Source organism: Paenibacillus sp. oral taxon 786 str. D14, from assembly GCF_000159955.1.
Classification (GTDB): domain Bacteria; phylum Bacillota; class Bacilli; order Paenibacillales; family Paenibacillaceae; genus Fontibacillus; species Fontibacillus phoenicis.
Genome location: NZ_GG695974.1, coordinates 179,619 through 199,693, shown reverse-complemented (window position 1 = coordinate 199,693; position 20,075 = coordinate 179,619). Strand labels below are relative to the sequence as shown.

The window sequence follows — 20,075 nt, the reverse complement described above, 5'->3', positions numbered from 1 at the left end:
CCACCCTCATGATGGCATATTCCAGGCCAAAAATAAAAGAACCACCCTCCCGCATTTTTCGGAGGAAGGTGGTTCTTCCGCTTACACCATCACTTTGCAAATATCGTTCGTAAATTCAACTGGATCGTTGATTGGCAGCCCTTCAATCAGCAGCGCCTGATTGTACAGCAGGTTCGTGTACAAGGCCAGCTTCTCTTTGTCGCTCTCGTAAGCCTTCTTCAGCGACTGGAAGACGTCGTGGTTCACGTTGATCTCCAGCACTTTTTCGGCTTTAACCGACTGGCCGTTCGAGCCTGGCATCGAGTTCAGTACCTTTTCCATCTCGATCGTCAGCTCACCTTCCGTCGACAAGCAGACCGGATGGGATTTCAGACGTTTGGACGCTTTAACTTCCTTCACCTTGCCCGCCAGCAGGTCCTTCATTGCGGCGAACAATTCCTTGTTCTCATCCGTATTCGCCTTATCTTCGGAATTCTCGGCTTCGATGCCCAAATCACCGCTCGATACCGATTTGAATTCCTTATCCTTGTATTTCATGATCATCTTGATCGCGAACTCGTCAATGTCGTCGGTGAAATACAGGATCTCGTATCCTTTATCCAGCACCAGCTCGGTTTGCGGCAGCTTCTCCAGCCGTTCTACCGATTCACCGGCAGCATAATAAATATACTTCTGGTCTTCCGGCATGCGGGAGACGTATTCATCCAGCGTAACAAGCTTCTTCTCCTTGGACGAAGTGAACAGCAGCAGATCCTGCAGCACGTCCTTGTTGATGCCGTAGTCGTTGTACACGCCAAACTTCAGCTGGCGGCCAAACGAAGCGTAGAACTTCTCGTATTTCTCACGGTCTTCCTTCAGCAGCGTTTGCAGCTGGCTCTTGATCTTGCTTTGGATGTTCTTCGCAATCAACTTCAACTGGCGGTCATGCTGCAGCATTTCCCGAGAAATGTTGAGCGACAGATCCTCGGAATCGACCATCCCTTTGACAAAGCTGAAATAGTCCGGCAGCAGATCCGGGCACTTATTCATGATCAGCACGCCGTTGGAGTAGAGCTCCAGCCCTTTTTCGTATTCCTTGGTGTAATAGTCAAACGGCGTCTTCTCCGGAATATACAAAATCGCATTGTACACGACCGCGCCGTCAGCCTTGATATGGATATGCGATACCGGTTTATCGAACCCGTAGCGCTTCTCCATGTAAAAGTTGACATAATCCTCTTCCGTCAGTTCGGATTTGTTCTTGCGCCAGATCGGCACCATGCTGTTGATGGTTTGCTCTTCGGTGTACGTCTCGTATTCGCCTTCGCTGCCTTCCTTCGGCCGGCTGCTCGTGACGTCCATCTTGATCGGATAACGGATGAAATCCGAATATTTCTTGATAATCGACTTCAGACGGTATTCCTCGAGGTATTCGTCATATTGGTCGTCTTCGGAGTTTTCTTTGATCTTCAAAATAATATCCGTACCCACCGTTTCCTTCTCACACGGTTCGATCGTGTAGCCGTCCGCCCCTTTGGACTCCCATTTGTAGGCCTCGTCCGAACCCAGCGCCCGGCTGATCACGGTAACCACGTCGGCGACCATAAATGCGGAATAGAAGCCGACACCAAACTGCCCGATAATGTTATGACCATCCTTCAGTTCATTTTCGTTCTTAAACGCATACGAACCGCTGTTGGCGATAGTCCCCAGGTGCTTCTCCAGCTCTTCCTTGGTCATGCCGATCCCGGTATCGGAAATCGTCAAGGTGCGGTTTGCTTTATCCGGCTTAATCTTAATAAAATAGTCGTCCTTGTTAAATACCAGCTTGTCATCCGTTAACGCCCGATAATAAATCTTATCAATGGCATCGCTGGCGTTCGAAATCAGCTCACGCAGAAAAATTTCCCGCTGTGTGTAAATCGAGTTGATCATCATTTCCAGCAGTCGTTTAGATTCTGCTTTAAACTGCTTTTTCGCCATGAATCGGATCTCCTTCCTTTCACCCCATGGGGGAACTTGTCTTACAACATATTAGCACTCTACAAGGAAGAGTGCTAATTCCTAGTTTTTAGTTTATCGATCCCCAATTCGAGTGTCAATACATCCTAGGGGGCGAGCGGCGTATAGCCCGTTTGCTCCACTAAATACTGCCCTTGCGGGGAGCGAATCCATTCGATCAGCTTCTCCACGTTCGGATTGTCACTGCCCGCCGTTACCGCGTAAAACTCGGCCGCAAACGGATATTCGCCGCTGGCAATCGTCGCTCGTTCCGGCTTCACGCCGTCGATGGCCAACAGGCGGATATTCCCGTTTTTCACCATCTCGGTGGCATAAAACAAGAACGAATAGCCCAGTGCGTTTTTGTAGTTGCGGTAATCCGCGGTCCGCGAAATGATGCCACCCATCCCGGAGGCCACATTCTCCTTGGGCGGTTTGGCGAGCTCCCGTCCGTCCATCACCCGTATCAGCATCGTCTGGCTTCCGCTATCCTCCGGACGCTGAAACGCGCGGATCCGCTCTTCGCGGCCCCCCACTTCACTCCATCGGGTAATTTCCCCCGAGTAGATCCCGCGGATCTGCTCCGTCGTTAACCCGGTTACCGGATTCGACGCATTCACGAAAAAGACAAACGCCTCACGGCCGATCGGGGTGAGCTTTAATTCCTTCCCTTCCTTGCGGGCGGCGGCTATTTGCCCCTCCGACGGCGCGGCGGCGAAAATGATATCCGCCCGGCCTTCGATTAAATTCTTATAAGCCACAGGTGTCGTATTCACCATGACCTCGCTGTCGTAGAGATCATAATCCTGGCGCGGATATACGGCCTGCGCAAACGCTCCATACAGAGGATAAAGTGCCGTTGCTCCGTCAAGCCGCGGTAAATCCTCCGTTAATGTCAATTTGGACGGTTCCGGCAGCACGGCCAGCTTCCCCGTGTCCGCAAACGGCCGATACGGCCTCATATCTACCTCCTGGTCGCTGACGACCGGAATGCTGTTGTGGTAAGCTTTGCGAATCTCGTATCCCCCTGTTGTCAAGCCGCCCAAGATCACGACGGCAAGCAGCGAGAAATACAACTTGCGACGGTGCCGCTCCGGCAAGAACATAAAGAAAGCCAGAAAGACGACCAACACGGCCGCCGCAACCAGCACCAAAGGCGTATAGAACACCGCTCCGCCGGAGAATGACACGATTAAACCGGCAAAAAATCCTAAGAATAAAATCACACTAGACAACAGGACACAGAGCACAATTTTGGCCGCAAGCTCTCCGACGGATTTGTTCATCCTTCATTCATCCCCTTTGCTTCTTCCTCACAGTTATAGATCGGCAAGCTAATCGTAAACTTCGTCCCCGCTCCGGGTGCGCTTTGCACGCTCACCGTGCCGCCGAACGAAAGAATCGCCTGGTAGGAGAAAGTCACCTCGAGATTGGTAGGCTCCTGCTTATCGCCAACCGGCTTGGATATCGCAAGGTACTCGGATAACCCGCTCGTTTTGTGCATAGCTGATGAACAAATCCTTCTCGGTGACCGCTTTTCAGAACAAACAAAGTATGTATAAAACTTTAATTCCATGTATCTCTCTATAAACCCTTTTTCTCTGACAACAAATTTTCTCTGACAACAAAACATGGACTAAAATGCATCTTTGGCATGTCCGCCGCCTGCCGATGAGTCTGGGCTTGTGGCTGAGCAATATCTCATAGCCCTGCTCTGCCAATGGCTGTCCACCCGCATCGTCAAATGGCTCCAATGAGTGGGGAAAGATGCGGGCCCCTCTTTTCCCCTTCTTTGCAGGATTATCCCCTTTGGTCAGGGGGCCCAATGAGGTAAAAAGATGAGCATATGTTTGCGATAAATCGTCCAGACAAACGATATGTACCTATTTTTCTCACGAGAGAGGAAAGGACTTTGGAGGTAACGGTGGAATCGGTTTCCACCATTTTGCAGACGATTTTGCTAACAAGGAGGATTGCCTGGAGGTCTTGAGGAAAGGGCGGACAACCTGCGTCGGCTTTGGTCGGAGGGGTACGATCTTACCTTTTGCCTATCTTCTGATCAAACGGGATAATCCTGTAAAACGGGCCCGGACGACAGGCCTGGACCTGCCGACCGACATACGCTCAATGCTTCTCCTTACTCTAGTTATGGGTGACAACCGCACCCGAACCGCCGTACATTTCGACTGGCTCAGCAAACTCCAGCTTCAGAACGGTAACATGCTCATGACAATCCTCCGGCGTTAAATAGATCCACGTCGTTCCCGGGATATTAAACCAGGGCACACCGCCATGAATTTCATGTTTCAGTTCTTTGCCCGAATGGAGCACGGTCACTTTTTGAATCGGATTACATAAGCCCTTGAGGCAGACGCTTTCCTTCGGGTCATCGTAAACGAACAGATATAACGTCTTCCGATCTTTCGTTAACGTGCTTCCGCCTAACCAATAGCGGGTCATGATCCCTTCGACAGTTCCATACACGGCTTCTTCATGCGCGCGTATCCAATCGCCTAACCCAAGCAAAATGACAGCTTGTCTCGGATCGATCGTTCCGTCCTCGCGGGGACCGATATTTAACAACATGTTGCCGCCCATAGAGATGCAGTCGCAGAACATACGGATAATTTGATTTAACGATTTATATTTATGATCATTGTGTTGATAGCCCCAAGACGAATTAATCGTCGTACAGAACTCCCAAGGTCCTTCGGGTCTTGTGATCGGCAGCCCTTGCTCCGGCGTTTTATAATCCCCGTGACCGGCTAGGCGTGAGTTGATGATCAGATCGGGGTTAAAAGACAGCAAAAACTCCTTAAACTCCGGCAATCCCCATTGCTCAGCACTTCGTTCCCAATCCCCGTCGAACCAGAGCAAATCAACCTTGCCATATTTCGTTAATAGTTCGCTCAGCTGATGACGATTAAACTGCAAGAACCTCTGCCACTTCGCCTCGTCCTGTTTACCGTCCAGCGGTTCCGAGAAACGGTTAACCTGGCTTAGATCCTCAGGCACAGCACCGCCTGGATACACGCTAGGATAGTCTGGATGGGACCAGTCGATTAACGAATAGTACAAACCTAGTCGAATTCCCCGTTTCTTTATCGCTTCGGCATACTCTTTAACGATGTCACGTTTGGCCGGCGTTCGCTTGACCACGCTCAAATCACTGTACTGGGTATCAAACAGCGCTACGCCGTCATGATGTTTCGTCGTCAACACCGCGTACTTCGCCCCGGACTTCTCGATCAATTCCGCCCAGTGGTCGGCATCAAACCGGGAAGCTGTGAACCCGTCCAATTGTTTCATGTAATCCTCATACGAGATCACGCCGTTATGAAAGGACCAAGATTCGGAAACACCGTCAACCGCGTAAATCCCGTAATGGATAAAGATCCCCAGCTTGGCGTCTTCAAACCATGGTAACATCGCTATTCCCCCTCTATGCTTGTTCCTCCTAACGATAGGCGATTGCAGCATGAGGGGTAAATATGTTGTTTTTACGACGGATATGTCATTTTGAAGATCATCTGCTTAAAAAGGGGGGCCCCTAAGGAACACCCCCGTTTATCTTCTGCGGTTTAGATATCAAACACGCTGCGAACCGTGAGCCGCTCTTGCAGCTCGGTTAATGCCGCCGGACGGCTCAGAGTCGATTTGGCGATGGTGACCGTCTTCTTCGATCCGCCGGACAAATCGAAATAATTGTCGCTAAAGATGGCGTCCAGCCCCGTAAAATCCAGCTCTACGAACCGAGCATACGCTTCTGCGGTCAGCGTGATCGTAAAGCGGTCTTCCGCCTCCGTGATCACGGCTTGGATGTTCGGATTGGCGAATTCGAAATGCTTCGCTTTGACGAACAGGACCGTGCCGCCGCTGACGATCTCTCCGTCTTCCTCCCAAGCATATTCGAGATAGGTGCTCCGCAGCTTCGCTTTGGTGTCCAGCTCTCCGGCAAAATCAAGCTGCTCCAGCTCCACGCTGGTAAACGGAGCGACTTCCGCCGCCCGTTCTCCCTGCCGAAGCACTTCGGAGCAGGCATTCCGCAGCGTCCAGACCAGCTTGCCCTTCGCGGTCTGCTTGCTTTCGTTAGATACGTGCAAGGCGACTCGTGTACCTTCCTCGCAGGCCGACGCCAACACGGGAGCAAAGAAGCGCTTGGCCTCATATTGCAGCGCCTTCCATCTGCCGTAGTAATCGATGCTCGACCAAGAGGCTACCGGCCAAATGTCGTTGAGCTGCCAGTACAATGCCCCCATGCAGCGGCCGCGGTTGCGACGCCAATGCTCGACTCCGCAACGCATGCCTTCGGCTTGAACCAGTTGGGAGGCATACAGCAGGGACGAGAAATCCTTGGGATAACGGTACGTTTCCCCGATGTAGTAGAGGATTTTTTCGTTCCCCGTCCCGTTTTTCTGATGAGATTCCATTACATAAGAGAAAATATTCCGGTCCTCCGGCAGCGTAAACGTCTCCACCGTCTTCAGCGACGGGAATGACTGCAGCCCGAACTCCGACATGTAACGCGGGTAGATGGTGCGGTAGGCGGTGAAAGGCTTCTTGCCGTGCCACACATCCCAGTAATGCATGTCCCCGTAATTTTCGTCATTCGGCTTGTCGAAGCTCCCCTTCGAGGACGGCGAGGCCCGCCAGTAGAACGTATTCGGATCGATTTCCTTCGCGATCTCCGGCAGCAGCACCTCATACATCTTGATGTAGTCCGCTTGCAGTTGCAGCGAGGTTTGCTCCGCCCAATTCCACTCATCCCAGGCCATCTCCTGCTCGTTGTTCCCGCACCAAAGCCCCAGCGAAGCGTGATGGCGCAGCCGCTTCATATTGTCGATCGTCTCCTGCGTGATGTTCGCCTTGAATTCCTCGGTCAACTCATAGACGCCACACGCGTACATATGGTCCTGCCACACCACGATCCCGTATTCATCACATAAATCGTAAAAATAATCCTCCGGATAATGTCCCCCGCCCCAGACGCGGATCGTATTAAAGTTGGCTTCAGCACAGCTGCGGATCAGGTGTTCTGTCCGCTCTCGGCTGCGCCGCGGAAAGATGTTGTCCTCAGGAACATAATCCGCCCCCATGGAAAAGAACGGAATCCCGTTCACGACAAACTGGAACGATTCGCCCCATTCGTCTTCTTCCTGCAGCACCGTCAGGGTGCGCAGGCCGATGCGCAGGTCGTGCCGGTCCAGCTCCCGGCCTTGCTCGCTAAGCACAACCTCCACTTCGTATAGCGGCTGCTCGCCGAGCCCGTTGGGCCACCACAGCTCCGGATTTAGGATCTCTACCGGAATATGCCGCTCTCGGAGAGTGCCATTTGCCCTAGCGGTGGATTGCTCATTTTGCTCCGAAACCTGGGTTTCCAGCACATGGCCCGACGGACTGGTTACGCGGACCGTGATCTCCCGGTTCCCTTCCGCCCAGCTATCCGTCCGCACGCGTACATCCAAGCTGACCTTGCCGGGCTCGTGGGTTTGCGTGATGTACACATCTTCGATCCGGGAACGATCGTAACCGCGGATGGTCATGTCCCTCCAGATCCCGAGGTCTGGCAGCTGCGGCCCCCAATCCCAGCCGAACATCGAATGCGCCTTACGCAGATGGGAAATCCCCGGCACGGCGTCAGCACAGCCGATCAGCGGCCGTTCCGCCTGCTTGCGCAGCACGTATTCAACCGGCGAACGCAAAATCACGTGAATGTGATTTTCCCCGAGAATCAGCTGCGATTTGATGTCAACTTCGTACGTCCGGTGCATATTGTCTGCGTTCAGAATGAGCGTCCCATTCAAGTACACCTCAGCCAGGGTATCCACCCCCTCGCAAAGCAGCACCACCCGGTCATGGTCCAACGTGGGCTCGTCCACCTGAAAGGTCCGTTCATATTCATAATCGTATTTCGAAAGCTCCAGTACCTCGTACTCCTGATCGCGGTAATACGGGTCCGGCATTTGTCCGGCATTCAACAAATCATAATAAACCGAACCCGGCACGGTTCCCGGGAGCCATTCCGTCTGGTCCAGCCGTTTCATCCGCCAAGCTCCGCCCAAGTCGACAAGCAGCATTGTTTTGCCTCCTCATGTACTTTTTTATCCTGACCATGGTTTGATTGTACTAAAGAGGCTGGATATTTTCTTGTATTGTCTTCACCTAAGTCATGTGCTATTTTAACATCATCTTGTTGTGGAGAGGTGTCTTCCATGCTGAAATATACCGAGGAAAACTACATTGATCCGGAGGTGCCGGTCAACCCGTTTCGGGTGGAGGCCTTGTCTCAGGTTTCGCCGGAGCATACCCATGATTTCTATGAATTTTTCGTAATTGAAGCAGGGAGCTGCCGCCATGTTGTGAATGGGGAGACCCAATTGCTACAGGCGGGTTGCCTGGTCTTCATCCGGCCGGAGGATATCCATCGATACGAGCAGAACGGGGAGGAGGACTGCCGGTTTTACAATGTTCCCTGCCGGCATAGCTTGATGGACGAAGCGATGGCTTTTTTGGGGGAGGAAGAGATCGCCGAGCGGCTGCTGCAATCGCATCTGCCCCAGGTGGCCCTGCTGTCGCCAACCGAAGTTGGCGAATTCGTCGCCTTATTCGAACGCATCAAGCTGTTGTCCTCCATCGACAAACAGAAGGCCCGCCTCGTCCTCAAAAGCGGACTGATCGACCTGCTAACCCGTTACTTTTTTAACCCGAATCCGGTCAAGCAGGAGGAGATTCCATTATGGCTGGAGCATGCACTCAGCAAAATGCAGCTGAAAGAAAATCTCCACCGCGGGCTTCCCGCCTTGTATGAATTGTCCGGAAGAAGCATCGGCCACGTGAACCGCGCCTTCCGCCGATATCTGCAGCAGACGCCAACGGAATATTTGAACCAGCTGAAGCTGAGCGCAGCCCGCAACCTGCTGCTGACGACGGAGCTGCGCGTGGTGGAAATCGCCCTGGAGTGCGGGTTCGAGAACGTCAGCCATTTTTATCATCAATTCAAAAAATGGTACCACCAAGCGCCGCTGGATTTGCGCCGGAATCGCCAAGCCATCCCTGTGTCGACAGCCAGTCCTGGGGCAACGCGGCGGCCGGACTAATTCCGGCTTTGCGTCGCTACTTCTTGTCCACCTGCACCAGCGTGACTTGTTTGATGGAGAACGTTCCTTCCAGCTTTTCCTCGGGGATTACGTTCAGCTTCACGAGTCCGGCGATCTTCTGGGCGTCCGCTTTGGAAACCAAACGCCACACGCCAGGATCGGGAAGCGCTTCGTAAAGCTTACGATCATCGTACTCCTTCCGTTCCTGGCGGATGGTTCTAACCCGGTATTCCCCCACGTCCAGCTCCGAAATGCCTTGTTCCTGAAAATGTTCTAAAATTTCGCCACGTAATGCGGCCAGCTCTTGCTCCGTTTCTTTCTGCAGCTGTTTTAGTTCATGATAACGACGTACTTTCTGTTCCACTTGTCCACGCTCCTTCGGTGAGATCGAACCTTACCTCATGTATATGAAAACCGCCGCCGGCATCATGCGCACCGACGGCGGAACGTTCAAATCTTATTTGGTAAAATCTTTGAAGATGCGGTACACCACGACGGCTGCCTCAGCTCGGGTCGTTGGCGATTCGGCCTCGAAGCGGTTCCCCGCCTTGCCGTTCATGATGCCAAGGCTCGTGACTTTGGCTACCGCCTCGGCGGCCCAAGCTGGAATGCGAGCTTGATCGGCAAAGCTGTGATTCGCTCCGCCTTCCCCTGCGGATTGGCCCAGGACCTCCAGCGCCTTCGCCAAAACCACTGCGATTTCACCGCGAGTAATCGGTTGATCCGGCGCAAAAGTACCGTTGGAATAACCGCTGATCAGCCCCTTGGATGTCGCAATCTTCACGGCCTCCTCGTACCAGCTTCCTGCAGGAACGTCAAGGAAGGAAATCTGGCTAGCTGCGTTTGGATCAGCCTTCAATTCCAGTGCCCGAACCAGCATGGATACGAATTCCGCCCGAGTGACTTGCGATGTCGGATGGAAGTTGCCGTCGATGGATCCAGCGAGAATGTCTTTCGATGCCAGAATTTCGATCGCATCCACCGCCCAAGCGAACTTCGCTGGGGTGACATCAGCAAAGGTGACGTTCTTGGCCAGATAGATGTAACGGCTAGAGCCGTACAGGTTCGCAACCACTTTACCGTCCTTCAATCGTCCGAAGAATTGAGTTAATTCTCCGTTGTCCCCCAGCTTGAACAGGCTGATCTTCCCGCCATGGATTGCTCCAGGATTCAATGCCGTCAGCGGGATTGCGGCTTCGGCTGGCTTGCTGAGCTGGATATTTTCCAGCGCTTTCCCGTCTTTCGCTAAAATGTTGATATCATAATAGATTCCAAACGGTTGAACTTCTGCTGGCAGCTTCAATCCTTCCAGCAGCTTCTTCGTTTCTTCCTCGGTTGCCGGCGTGACTTGGACATAAGCGGCATCCGGGGAAGTGATCGCGCCTTCCGGAATCGTTAACGTAAACCCATTTGGCAGCTTCACCACCGTTGGTTCGCCTGCCTTGATAGCTACGGCATCCTTAGGTATTGCTGGTTTAGTTGGCGTCGTTGTTGGTGTCGTGGTTGGCGTAGAAGTGGAACCGCCGCTGCTGGATCCGCCTCCGCCACCGTTGCCGCCGCCATTACCGCCGCCATTGCCTCCGCCGCCATTGTTAGGCGGGTCAGCTGGGGTGACTGTGACCTGGACGGACTTCGACAAACCTTGGGAAGTCACGTCGATCGTGGTAGAGCCTGCTTTCAAGGCCGTAACCAGTCCCGTACTTGAAACGGCAGCAATCAGCGGATCTCTCGATACGTATACCGCATCTGTCACAGAGGTTTCATTGCCATCCGCATCCCGATAAGTCACTGCTAACTGGTTGCTTTTTCCAACTTTCAGAGTCAGAGAAGGTGGTGTAACGATCAGCGAAGGTTCCCCTGGTTCTGGTTCTTCGCCGCCTTCAGCAGTAACAGTCACATGAACAGTTTGGGAGAGACCTTCGTGCACAACCTCAATCGTTGTCGTTCCTTCCGCTACCCCGGTCACGATACCTTGATCGACAGTCGCGATCGTGGAGTCCGCCACGGTATATTCCGCTGCTGCTGTGACGTCACTCTCCTCACCGTTTGCCGCTTTATACGTTACGGTGAGCGCTTGAACTTCATCTACTTGAAGATCCAAGCTCTCCGGATTCACCCGCAGCTCTGGTTGTTCTTCATTGCCTTCAGCGGTTACGGTTACATTAACGGTCTTCGAGATTCCTTCGTACGCAACTTCAATCGTGGTCGTTCCTTCTGCTACCCCGGTTACGACGCCTTGGTCAACTGTCGCGATAGTCGAGTCAGCTACGGAATATTCTGCTGCTACTGTGACGTCGCTCTCCTCACCGTTTGCCGCTTTATACGTTACGGTGAGTTGTTCGGTATCTCCTGCTTGCAGCGTCAGATTTTCAGTGTCAACGATCAATTCCGGTTCTGTAGCGTGGTTGTAGCTAAACACATGTGCCGGATCCCAGAACCCATTCCCGGCCAAGTCATAGATGTACACTTCATATTCGTTGTCGCCAGGATATACGGGAACCTCAATTTTGAAATTCCCTTGGTTATCAATAGTGCCAAACCGATAATCTACATTGCCCTCTGGATCTGCAAACCACGCCTCGACACCAATCACAAGCTCCATATCCAGCCCGCCGAAGTTCACGAGATAATTAATCAGCATATCCTCCGTCACTTCGCCGGAGATGACTCCCGTTTGACCAGAGCTCTTCACTGTCAATGGCGGTTCACTAAGATGGGATACCGGTGCCGTCGTATCGACGAAGAATACATAAGCAGAGTCTTCCGAAGGAACGGAGTCAAACAAGGATGTTCCAGTATAAGGGATCAGCAGGTATCCGCCATCGGGAAGTAACACTTCGTCGTAATTTTCATCAAAAACACTTCCGTCCCAACCTCTCAAAGTATAGCTGCCGGGATCAATGCCTTGATCGGTTTCAAAGACCACGCCCTGCCAATTTCCGTTCAGATCATGGACTTCCAGCGAGAAGTAATCGGTATATTCATTCACCGTGAATGAGATGTCTGTAGTATCATAAAGTCCATCGTTATTCGGCGAAATCGGGTTGCTGGACAGATCTACATCCGTCACCACATCCACCTGCGGCGTATCGCCAACGTAGACCGATACCGGCAGGTTAATCACATGCCCGGTTGCCGTTTCGGTCAGGATCACTTCACCTTCATACCGTTGGTTGGCGGCTTCTTCCGGCACGACAACTTCGACGTCGAAGCTGGTTTCCCCGCCAGCGCTGACCGCAACCTCTGCCGCAGACAAGGTTAGGTCAATCGATGCATTGCCATACCAATGCGAACTGACCGTGTAGGTCGAGGACTCCCCGACGATGTCCTTCACGATCACATGTTGTTTGGCAGAAAAGCCGTTGCCAACATATCCAAACGACAGGCTGCCCGTATAAAAAGTTTCCGGGAGATCCCCATCCACATAAGGCGTCGAATCCTCTGCCATCGCTACCGCTTTGGCCTCCAGAACCTGATCCAGCGCGACCCGACCGGCCCCTTGATCCATGTGGGTATAGCGGTCACCGTTCCGATCGCTGAGTTTCACGGTATTATTCATCAATAAGGACTTTACTTCATAAGGCGTCAGGTTTGGATATTTTTGCAGCACGAGGGCTGCTGCACCTGCAATGTGCGGCGCGGCCATACTGGTGCCGTTTTGAGCGGCATACCAGCCTTCATAATCCGGCACGCTGGAGCGAACGCTCATCCCTGGTGCGGAAATGTCCGGTTTGAGGTCATACCCCGGTTTGGCTGGTCCACGCGAGCTAAAGCCCGCCATAATATCTTCTTCTATCGTTGTACTGAATTCAGCAGACAGCTCCTGTTCCTTCAAAGCCTCCCGAATTCGTCCCCCATACGCTCCAGAAAGAGCGTAAACCGGGATTTGAACATCTGCGTCCCCCAACGTCCCGCTTTCCAAAGCTTCCGGCACGTTGTTGAACACAATCGCGGCGACCGCACCCGCGGCTTGGGCGTTGAGCGCTTTTTCCGCGAAGGAAATCTCACCGCGTTTGATAAAGGCGATTTTTCCGTTCAAGTCCTTACCCGCATAATCCGCTGCTTTCCCGAGTCCAACATCCACCAACGGGTAAGACTCGGTTAAATCCTCGATCCCGGCGGACTTATCAAACGTATCCATAAAGAAGCCTTCTCCGCCCATCGCCGGAATCCGCATAATCGGCGTGACGAGCGGCGGCTTGGATGCGCCAACCGTAATCGCCAGCTCCGAACTGCCCGGATCGGTCACCGTCGCAGCCCCCGGTCCGGAGTTGCCGCTGGATACCACGGCCACAACGCCGGCTTTCATCGCATTGTTGACCGCAATCGAGTCGGCGGAGCGCTGGTTATTGGTGTTGGAGCCCAGCGACAGATTGATGACATCCATGCCATCCACGACTGCACGCTCGATACCGGCGATCACATCCTCCGTCGTACCGCTGCCGTATGGACCTAACACCTTATAAGCGTAAATTTCCGCTTCTGGTGCGACCCCTTTGGTCCCTGCCAGTTCATCCGTGCCAACGCCACGACCGGCTACGATTCCCGAGACGTGGCTGCCGTGCGAAGTATAGTAAGCTCTGCCGTTTTCATCAAACTCAGGCAGCGACGGATTCTGGGCATGTGCATCCAAATAATCCTGCTTCGTTGTTTCGTAGGGCTCGGAATCATCGTTCACAAAGTCATAACCCCAATACCCATCCGGAACCGCATCCGCCAAATCGGGATGGTCCTTCGCCACACCGGTATCGATGACCCCAACTTTAATCCCCTGGCCTTCGTTTCCTTCGGCCCAGAAGTCACCGCTGCCGATAAACGACACGCTGTCCAGCGGCGCAGTCGGAGTCTCTTCCTCCTCCGTGGCATAGACCGTTTCGTTAGGATAAACGGCCTTCACTCCCGGAAGCTTGAGCAGATTTTCGATCTCATTGGCCGGAAGGGTCTGCGAATACCCGTTAAAAATATTTTCGTACTCGCGTTTAATTTTGGCCTTCAGTTTACCAACCGCTTGCGTCTTGAACGTTTGCTGCTGCAAATCGATCGCCTTTCTGTGGGAGCTCAGCGAATGGCTTGTTTTCATTTTGCTCTGCGTAGCCTCAAACACCTTTAACGGCGCTTCCTGCAGCTCGACGATGACCGGCGTTAACTCGCTGCCGTCCGTAAGCGGAACGAAGTTTTGCGGTTGAACCGCGGCCGCTTCGGCGTCCTGGCGTTCCAGCTGCAACTTATTGCCTGCGGGAGAGGCTTGACCCAAAACCTCCCGTTGCTCTCTGCCTTTCAGCTGAACGTCCGATACTTGCTTACGCAGCGCTTCCTGCGTCACGGCGTCCTGATTCAACCGGGGAACGCCGTCCCTCCTTGCATCGGCTCCCGCCAAAGCGTCGCCTTCGGCTCCTGCCATCGGCAGAAGCAGCGTAAATGCCAGGAGGAAGCTTAAGATTCCTGCAACGACTTTCTTGCTCAAACTCTCATCTCCCTCACCGTTCATAGTTTTCAAGGAGCCTATACAAGCTGCTGTGAGGTTTCGATATATTCCCACTTTTATGGCACATAAGCAGTAAAAGGGTAAAAAAATACGCCTACCCAATTCAGGTAAGCGCATCCATATGTAGTAGATTCGGTTATTCTGCCATTGTCGCAAACAGTTGCTTCTTCAGCTCCCGATTTTTTTCAATGAACAGATCATTATGCGAGGAGACCATTCCATATGCCTCTGCCTCCGGGTTGATGTACTGTTTGGCTCGGTTCACAGCGTTCGCCGCATCCTGAAAAGCCCCGGCGATCAGATGCAGCTTGCCTTCATAAGACAAAATATCCCCCGCAGCAAAAATCCCCTCCACCGTGGTTTCACTCATGGCCGTTCCTTTTACGCCGTACTCGTTCGCCATTTCGATCTTGACTTCACTGTTTTCCAGCAGCGCCTTATCCCGTTCATACCCGTGGCTGACCACCACCTCATCCACTTCCAGCTCGACGATGGAGCCGTCCTCATGGTTTTGAATCCATACGCTGCGGATGGAATCTCCGCCCTTGGCGCCGGTCAATTTCACGATCGACGTGTTCAACAGGCAAGCCACATCGTTCTTCATCAGCTTCGTCACCTCAGCCTCGTGGCCTTTCAGCGTTTCTTTTCGGTACGTCAGATAGACCTTCTTCGCAATCGGAGCCAGCTCGTTCGCCCAATCGATCGCGGTATTCCCGCCGCCGGAGATCAGCACGGTTTTGCCTTTGAACCGGCCCAGCGATTTCACCGTATAGTGGAGATTCGTCACTTCGAATCGTTCCGCCCCTTCGATGTCGAGCTTCGTGGGCTTCAGAATCCCGCCGCCGATGGCCAGGATGACCGTTTTGGAGTAGTGTTTGGCTCCCGATGCAGTATGCAATGTAAAAATGCGATCCTCGCCCCGAGAAATCGAAGTCACCTTTTCACCTAGCACAACTTCCGGTTGGAACGTCATTCCCTGCTCGATCAATTGCTGGATCAGCTGTTCTCCAGTGACCGGCGTCAGGCCGCCGACGTCCCAAATCATTTTCTCCGGATACACATTCACTTTGCCGCCAAGAAAAGGCTGATACTCGATCAGCTTCGTCTTCATCTCGCGCAAGCCGCTATAAAAGGCCGAATACAACCCGGCAGGGCCACCTCCGATAATCGTGACATCATATACGGTTGGTTCCATCGTCGTTACCTCTCCTTTTTTATCACGTAAACAGAGTAAATGATCTACTTGGATGGAACCATCGTATCATATCTAATTGAGAATGAAAATCATTATTATCTAAATTTTTTTGCTTTTTTCTCTAAAAAAGCGAATCCTTTCCCGACCGCGCCTCGCTGCCGCGAATAAAATATTCGTAGCGTCCAAGATTCAGCAGCGCTCTGTCATCCCGTTGCCAAACCCATTCCATCAGCTGCATACTTTCGCTCAGGTCTTCGGCGTACAAGTGATCTTTCCCCCACTTGACATCTTTCATTAAATTGTTTATAAATAAATTGTAGGAAATTTAATTTTACTAAATATAAATAGAGACTAAAGGATGTGTGTCGAATGAGAGTAGACATGACGAACCTGACGAAAGAAAAACTTGCGCAAAGCCTAGGCGGCCAGCCGGGGTACTTCAAGCTGGTTGGCGAATCGGAAGGGTGCAGCGCAGCCGGCGTTTATTCGCTGCATTTGGTCAGCGAGCCGCTTCCTACTGATATCGCATTTGAATCGGGCGGCTTCACCTTTTTGGTGGATCGCCAGCAAGAAATTTTGTTTGATGACGTCTTACGCTTGTTTGCCCATGAGAATTACCCAACTTACCGTTTGAGCAGCGACTCGATGTTGTACAGCAACAACGTCGTGCTGAAAGACAAACGCGTTGCTGCTACCAGCGAAGCCCTCCGCTAACGGTCAGGGGCTTCCCTTCCTTTCCGCTTTCGGCTGCCGGATTTATGATCCGGCGGCCTTTTTGGGCTGTTTTTCTTTAACGCGTTGCCCTGCTCTTGAATCCGCCGTTTTTCTATGTCACAATGATGGGGGCATCCAGGCGCCATCGATGGAACTGGATTCGATCTCATATTTTTACATATCCGGCCCGGGTGAATAAATCATCTATTCCTAACCATAGAGGAGGATCCGATTAATGAAGACGATCAAGCTTGGTACGAGCACGCTGGAGGTCCCTGTCATTGCCGTCGGCTGTATGCGAATTAACTCGCTGGACAAAGCCGGAGCGGAACGTTTCGTCCAAACCGCGCTGGAAGAAGGCGCTAACTTTTTTGACCACGCGGATATCTACGGCGGCGGCTCCTGTGAGGAGATTTTCGCCGATGCGATTCACATGAATCCAGAAATTCGGGAGAAAATCATCCTGCAATCGAAATGCGGCATCCGCCAAGGGTTCTTTGACTTCTCGAAAGAGCATATTTTGTCGTCGGTGGACGGCATTCTGAAGCGTCTGAAAACCGAATATCTCGATGTGCTGCTGCTGCATCGTCCCGATGCCCTGGTAGAACCCGAAGAGGTTGCGGAGGCGTTCGACCAGTTGCATACCGCGGGCAAAGTACGCCATTTCGGCGTGTCCAACCAGAACCCGATGCAAATTCAACTGCTGCAAAAATACGTCAAACAGCCGATCGTCGCCAATCAGCTGCAGCTGAGCATCACGAACACGACGATGATTTCGGCCGGCATTAACGTAAATATGGAAAACGAAGCCGCCATTAACCGTGACGGCAGCGTGCTGGACTTCTGCCGCTTGAACGATATCACGATTCAGCCGTGGTCGCCGTTCCAATACGGTTTCTTTGAAGGCGTCTTCCTCGGCAACGAGAAGTTCCCTGAGCTGAACCAGAAAATTGACGAAATCGCCGCGAAATACGGCGTCACGAATACGACCATCGCCATCGCGTGGCTGCTGCGTCACCCGGCCCAAATGCAACCGGTCATCGGGACGATGAACCTCGACCGCTTGAAGGACTGCATCAAAGCCAGCGACATCCGCTTGACCCGCGAGGAATGGTACGAAATTTACCGTGCGGCGGGGAACATTTTGCCGTAAGTTAAGTGTCCCTACGCGAAACAACCTAAGCCCCGTTTCCACAGGACTTAGGTTGTTTTTTTGTCCAAAATCTCGAAAGGAGGGGCTGGAGAAAACATGCCTACCGAAAGTACGGAAAGCACGCCGATTCGGCTGAGTCGGTTTCTCGTGTTGACCATGGCGGTCACCGCCGGCATCGCCGTGGCGAATCTCTATTACATTCAACCGCTGCTGGCGGAAATTGCCGCCTCGTTTGGCGTTACGCAATCCCAGGTCGGGTACGCTGCCACTTTGACGCAAGTTGGCTATGCCCTGGGGATGCTGATGATCCTGCCGCTGGCCGATATCCGTGAGAAAAAATCGCTGATTCTGTTCATGCTCGTCTGCTCCGCCGGCGCCCTGCTGTTTCTGGCATTTGCCTGGAACAGCATCATCCTGAGCGTCGCCTCCTTCGCCGTGGGCTTCACTTCCATCGTCCCGCAGCTGATCGTGCCGCTCGCCGCACAGCTGGCCGACCCAAAGGAGCACGGCCGAATCATCGGCACTGTCATGAGCGGACTGTTGATCGGGATTCTCGTCTCCCGGACGTTCAGCGGGCTCGTTGGCGAATATCTCGGCTGGCCGACCGTTTATTTTATCGCCTCCGGACTCATGATCCTTCTGGCCTTCTTCTTAGCGTTCCGCCTGCCCAAGTCCCCGTCCGTGGCAACGGCCGGGTATGGGGATTTGTTCCGCTCGATGGCGTCACTCATTAAAGATCTGCCGCTGCTTCGCGAAGCGTCGCTGAACGGCGGCATGATGTTCGCCGCCTTCAGCGTGTTCTGGACGACGCTGTCGTTCCTGCTGGCCGAACCGCACTACGGCCTCGGCCCTGACGCGGCCGGTCTGTTCAGCCTGATTGGCGTCGTCGGAGCCTTGGCTGCGCCGATCGCCGGGCGGATGGCCGATCGGCGCAGTCCGCGCTTCACCATCGCCATCGGCATGGGCGCGGTGATCCTCGCCTACGCCTGCATGCTCGGCTTCGGCTACACCTTGGCGGGCCTGGTTGTCGGCGTCATTCTGCTCGACCTTGGCGTCCAGTCGACGCAGATCTCCAACCAGGCCCGCATCCACGCCATCAGCGACGAGTACCGCAACCGTATCAATACGATCTATATGGTATCGTATTTCATCGGCGGAGCTCTGGGCTCCGGGATCGGCTCGTTCAGCTATGCGCATTTCGGCTGGACCGGTGTATGCATCGCCGGCCTGTTGACGCAGCTCGTCGCCGTGTACGCGCAGGTGCGCGGGCTGCGGCGCGAGCGGGTCAGCAGATAATCAAGATTTCGAGAGCCACCATCCCCAAATGAAGGAAATATCAGAAAAATGTCGAATTTGTTTTATTTATCACATTTTTCCCGATATTTTATCGGAGTTTGACAAAGGAGTGGCCTCTTTAAATGTTAGGTTGGAGAAAAATATCGATTCATCTGATCGCAGCCCTTGGAATCACATTCTGCGCATTTTTATTACCTAAATGCGTTTATGCGGAACAGTTAGACAGCATGCTACCGGAGCGAAGTAAAGAGGAGATCATCGATCATTGGCGGCTATGGAATACAGGAACTTCTGGAACTTCCCCAGCCTTCGCTGAAGAACCCGCTACGACAGCTCCCTATTTACCAGGGAAGTTGAATGATGAGTATCTGAAAAGGGGCTTGGACACAGCAAACTTCTATCGGTTTATCACCGGTTTGCCTAGTGATCTGCAGTTGGATCCTCAACTAAACCGGCAAGCACAGCATGGTTCTGTACTTGTTTCCACTGTGGGACAACTCACCCATTGGCCAAAACAACCAGCCGATATGCTCAAAGAATTCTATGACATCGGATACAAATCCAGTAGCTCCTCAAATCTTTATTATACGTCCGGAAGCAACGGAAATATTTTAGTGGATAGCGTGAATGCCTATATGGATGATTCTGACGTCAGTAATATCGATAGACTAGGCCATCGAAGATGGGTATTAAGCCCGCAGCTAAAAAACATTGGCTTCGGTCTGGCATATAAATCTAACCCTGCTAAAGGGAGCGGATACTATAGCGCGATGCAGGTATTTGATACCAGTCGAAGCGATTCGCTTAACTTCAACTACTCCCTTTATCCCAATAAAGGTTATTTCCCGCTTGAATATTTTAATGGTCAACAAGCTTGGTCCGTGCAGCTAAATCCGGAACGATTCGAGGCTCCTTCCCTTTCGGATGTAAAAGTGGAATTAACCCGACTATCGGACCAACGTACTTGGAATTTTAATCATGAGATGGTGAAAGAGGAATTTCCTGCGGGATACCGCAACGTCGACTCTGAGGATTTAAAATGGCAGCAGCAAGCTTATTTTAACGTCGATACTACGAAATATGGTCACGTTTATGCAATCATCTTCCGTCCCGATGATGTCCAAATGATCCAAGACGGGGAACAGTTTTCAGTAA

Annotated in this window: 14 protein-coding genes; 5 read left to right on the top strand and 9 right to left on the bottom strand. The window is 52.6% G+C overall.

Going from position 1 to position 20,075, the window contains the following annotated elements:
- Nucleotides 1-81 precede the first annotated feature (81 nt).
- From htpG to POTG_RS09470, 5 genes are all read right to left on the bottom strand, one after another.
- The gene (gene htpG / locus POTG_RS09490) at nt 82-1,962 is read right to left on the bottom strand and encodes a molecular chaperone HtpG (protein WP_009224618.1); all 1,881 of its coding nucleotides are present in this window, start codon (nt 1,960-1,962) and stop codon (nt 82-84) included.
- A 125-nt stretch (nt 1,963-2,087) separates the two neighbouring features.
- Nucleotides 2,088-3,266, bottom strand: coding sequence for a PstS family phosphate ABC transporter substrate-binding protein (locus POTG_RS09485; protein ID WP_009224617.1), 1,179 nt, complete (start codon nt 3,264-3,266; stop codon nt 2,088-2,090).
- Nucleotides 3,263-3,484 (bottom strand): ATP-binding protein, encoded by a 222-nt coding sequence (locus POTG_RS09480; protein ID WP_009224616.1) that lies wholly within the window; start codon nt 3,482-3,484, stop codon nt 3,263-3,265. Before POTG_RS09480 ends, POTG_RS09485 begins: the two co-directional genes overlap by 4 nt.
- Nucleotides 3,485-4,122: 638 nt before the next feature.
- Nucleotides 4,123-5,409 (bottom strand): alpha-L-fucosidase, encoded by a 1,287-nt coding sequence (locus POTG_RS09475; protein ID WP_009224615.1) that lies wholly within the window; start codon nt 5,407-5,409, stop codon nt 4,123-4,125.
- A gap of 152 nt (nt 5,410-5,561) precedes the next feature.
- Nucleotides 5,562-8,057, bottom strand: coding sequence for a beta-mannosidase (locus POTG_RS09470; RefSeq protein WP_009224614.1), 2,496 nt, complete (start codon nt 8,055-8,057; stop codon nt 5,562-5,564).
- Nucleotides 8,058-8,192: 135 nt separating this feature from the next.
- On the opposite strand from POTG_RS09470, the gene POTG_RS09465 reads away from it, so the two are divergent.
- Nucleotides 8,193-9,077, top strand: coding sequence for a helix-turn-helix domain-containing protein (locus POTG_RS09465; RefSeq protein WP_009224613.1), 885 nt, complete (start codon nt 8,193-8,195; stop codon nt 9,075-9,077).
- A 16-nt stretch (nt 9,078-9,093) separates the two neighbouring features.
- Here POTG_RS09465 and POTG_RS09460 read toward each other — a convergent pair whose 3' ends face one another.
- The 4 genes from POTG_RS09460 to POTG_RS23790 all read right to left on the bottom strand — a co-directional run bounded on the left by POTG_RS09460 (nt 9,094) and on the right by POTG_RS23790 (nt 16,022).
- Complete coding sequence (locus POTG_RS09460; protein ID WP_009224612.1) at nt 9,094-9,441, bottom strand: hypothetical protein; 348 nt, start codon at nt 9,439-9,441, stop codon at nt 9,094-9,096.
- Nucleotides 9,442-9,534: 93 nt separating this feature from the next.
- Nucleotides 9,535-14,541 (bottom strand): S8 family serine peptidase, encoded by a 5,007-nt coding sequence (locus tag POTG_RS09455; protein ID WP_009224611.1) that lies wholly within the window; start codon nt 14,539-14,541, stop codon nt 9,535-9,537.
- 157 nt (nt 14,542-14,698) lie between these two features.
- Nucleotides 14,699-15,757, bottom strand: coding sequence for an NAD(P)/FAD-dependent oxidoreductase (locus POTG_RS09450; RefSeq protein WP_009224610.1), 1,059 nt, complete (start codon nt 15,755-15,757; stop codon nt 14,699-14,701).
- A 121-nt stretch (nt 15,758-15,878) separates the two neighbouring features.
- A complete protein-coding gene (locus POTG_RS23790; protein ID WP_198136183.1) occupies nt 15,879-16,022 on the bottom strand; it encodes a hypothetical protein in 144 nt (47 codons plus the stop codon).
- 104 nt (nt 16,023-16,126) lie between these two features.
- On the opposite strand from POTG_RS23790, the gene POTG_RS09445 reads away from it, so the two are divergent.
- From POTG_RS09445 to POTG_RS24310, 4 genes are all read left to right on the top strand, one after another.
- The gene (locus POTG_RS09445; RefSeq protein ID WP_036644899.1) at nt 16,127-16,471 is read left to right on the top strand and encodes an iron-sulfur cluster biosynthesis family protein; all 345 of its coding nucleotides are present in this window, start codon (nt 16,127-16,129) and stop codon (nt 16,469-16,471) included.
- Nucleotides 16,472-16,706: 235 nt separating this feature from the next.
- Nucleotides 16,707-17,624, top strand: coding sequence for an aldo/keto reductase (locus POTG_RS09440; RefSeq protein ID WP_009224607.1), 918 nt, complete (start codon nt 16,707-16,709; stop codon nt 17,622-17,624).
- Nucleotides 17,625-17,720: 96 nt separating this feature from the next.
- Nucleotides 17,721-18,920, top strand: a complete 1,200-nt coding sequence (locus POTG_RS09435; RefSeq protein WP_036644897.1) for an MFS transporter — start codon at nt 17,721-17,723, stop codon at nt 18,918-18,920.
- 122 nt (nt 18,921-19,042) lie between these two features.
- Nucleotides 19,043-20,075, top strand: a 1,033-nt coding sequence (locus tag POTG_RS24310) for a CAP domain-containing protein (RefSeq protein ID WP_009224605.1), incomplete at its 3' end; no start/stop codon positions are given.

What these genes read in the sequence shown, in the direction of transcription:
- htpG (WP_009224618.1), bottom strand. Translation starts at nt 1,962, where the DNA reads ATGGCGAAAAAGCAGTTTAAAGCAGAATCTAAACGACTGCTGGAAATG.
- POTG_RS09485 (WP_009224617.1), bottom strand. Translation starts at nt 3,266, where the DNA reads ATGAACAAATCCGTCGGAGAGCTTGCGGCCAAAATTGTGCTCTGTGTC.
- POTG_RS09480 (WP_009224616.1), bottom strand. Translation starts at nt 3,484, where the DNA reads ATGCACAAAACGAGCGGGTTATCCGAGTACCTTGCGATATCCAAGCCG.
- POTG_RS09475 (WP_009224615.1), bottom strand. Translation starts at nt 5,409, where the DNA reads ATGTTACCATGGTTTGAAGACGCCAAGCTGGGGATCTTTATCCATTAC.
- POTG_RS09470 (WP_009224614.1), bottom strand. Translation starts at nt 8,057, where the DNA reads ATGCTGCTTGTCGACTTGGGCGGAGCTTGGCGGATGAAACGGCTGGAC.
- POTG_RS09465 (WP_009224613.1), top strand. Translation starts at nt 8,193, where the DNA reads ATGCTGAAATATACCGAGGAAAACTACATTGATCCGGAGGTGCCGGTC.
- POTG_RS09450 (WP_009224610.1), bottom strand. Translation starts at nt 15,757, where the DNA reads ATGGAACCAACCGTATATGATGTCACGATTATCGGAGGTGGCCCTGCC.
- POTG_RS09445 (WP_036644899.1), top strand. Translation starts at nt 16,127, where the DNA reads ATGAGAGTAGACATGACGAACCTGACGAAAGAAAAACTTGCGCAAAGC.
- POTG_RS09440 (WP_009224607.1), top strand. Translation starts at nt 16,707, where the DNA reads ATGAAGACGATCAAGCTTGGTACGAGCACGCTGGAGGTCCCTGTCATT.
- POTG_RS09435 (WP_036644897.1), top strand. Translation starts at nt 17,721, where the DNA reads ATGCCTACCGAAAGTACGGAAAGCACGCCGATTCGGCTGAGTCGGTTT.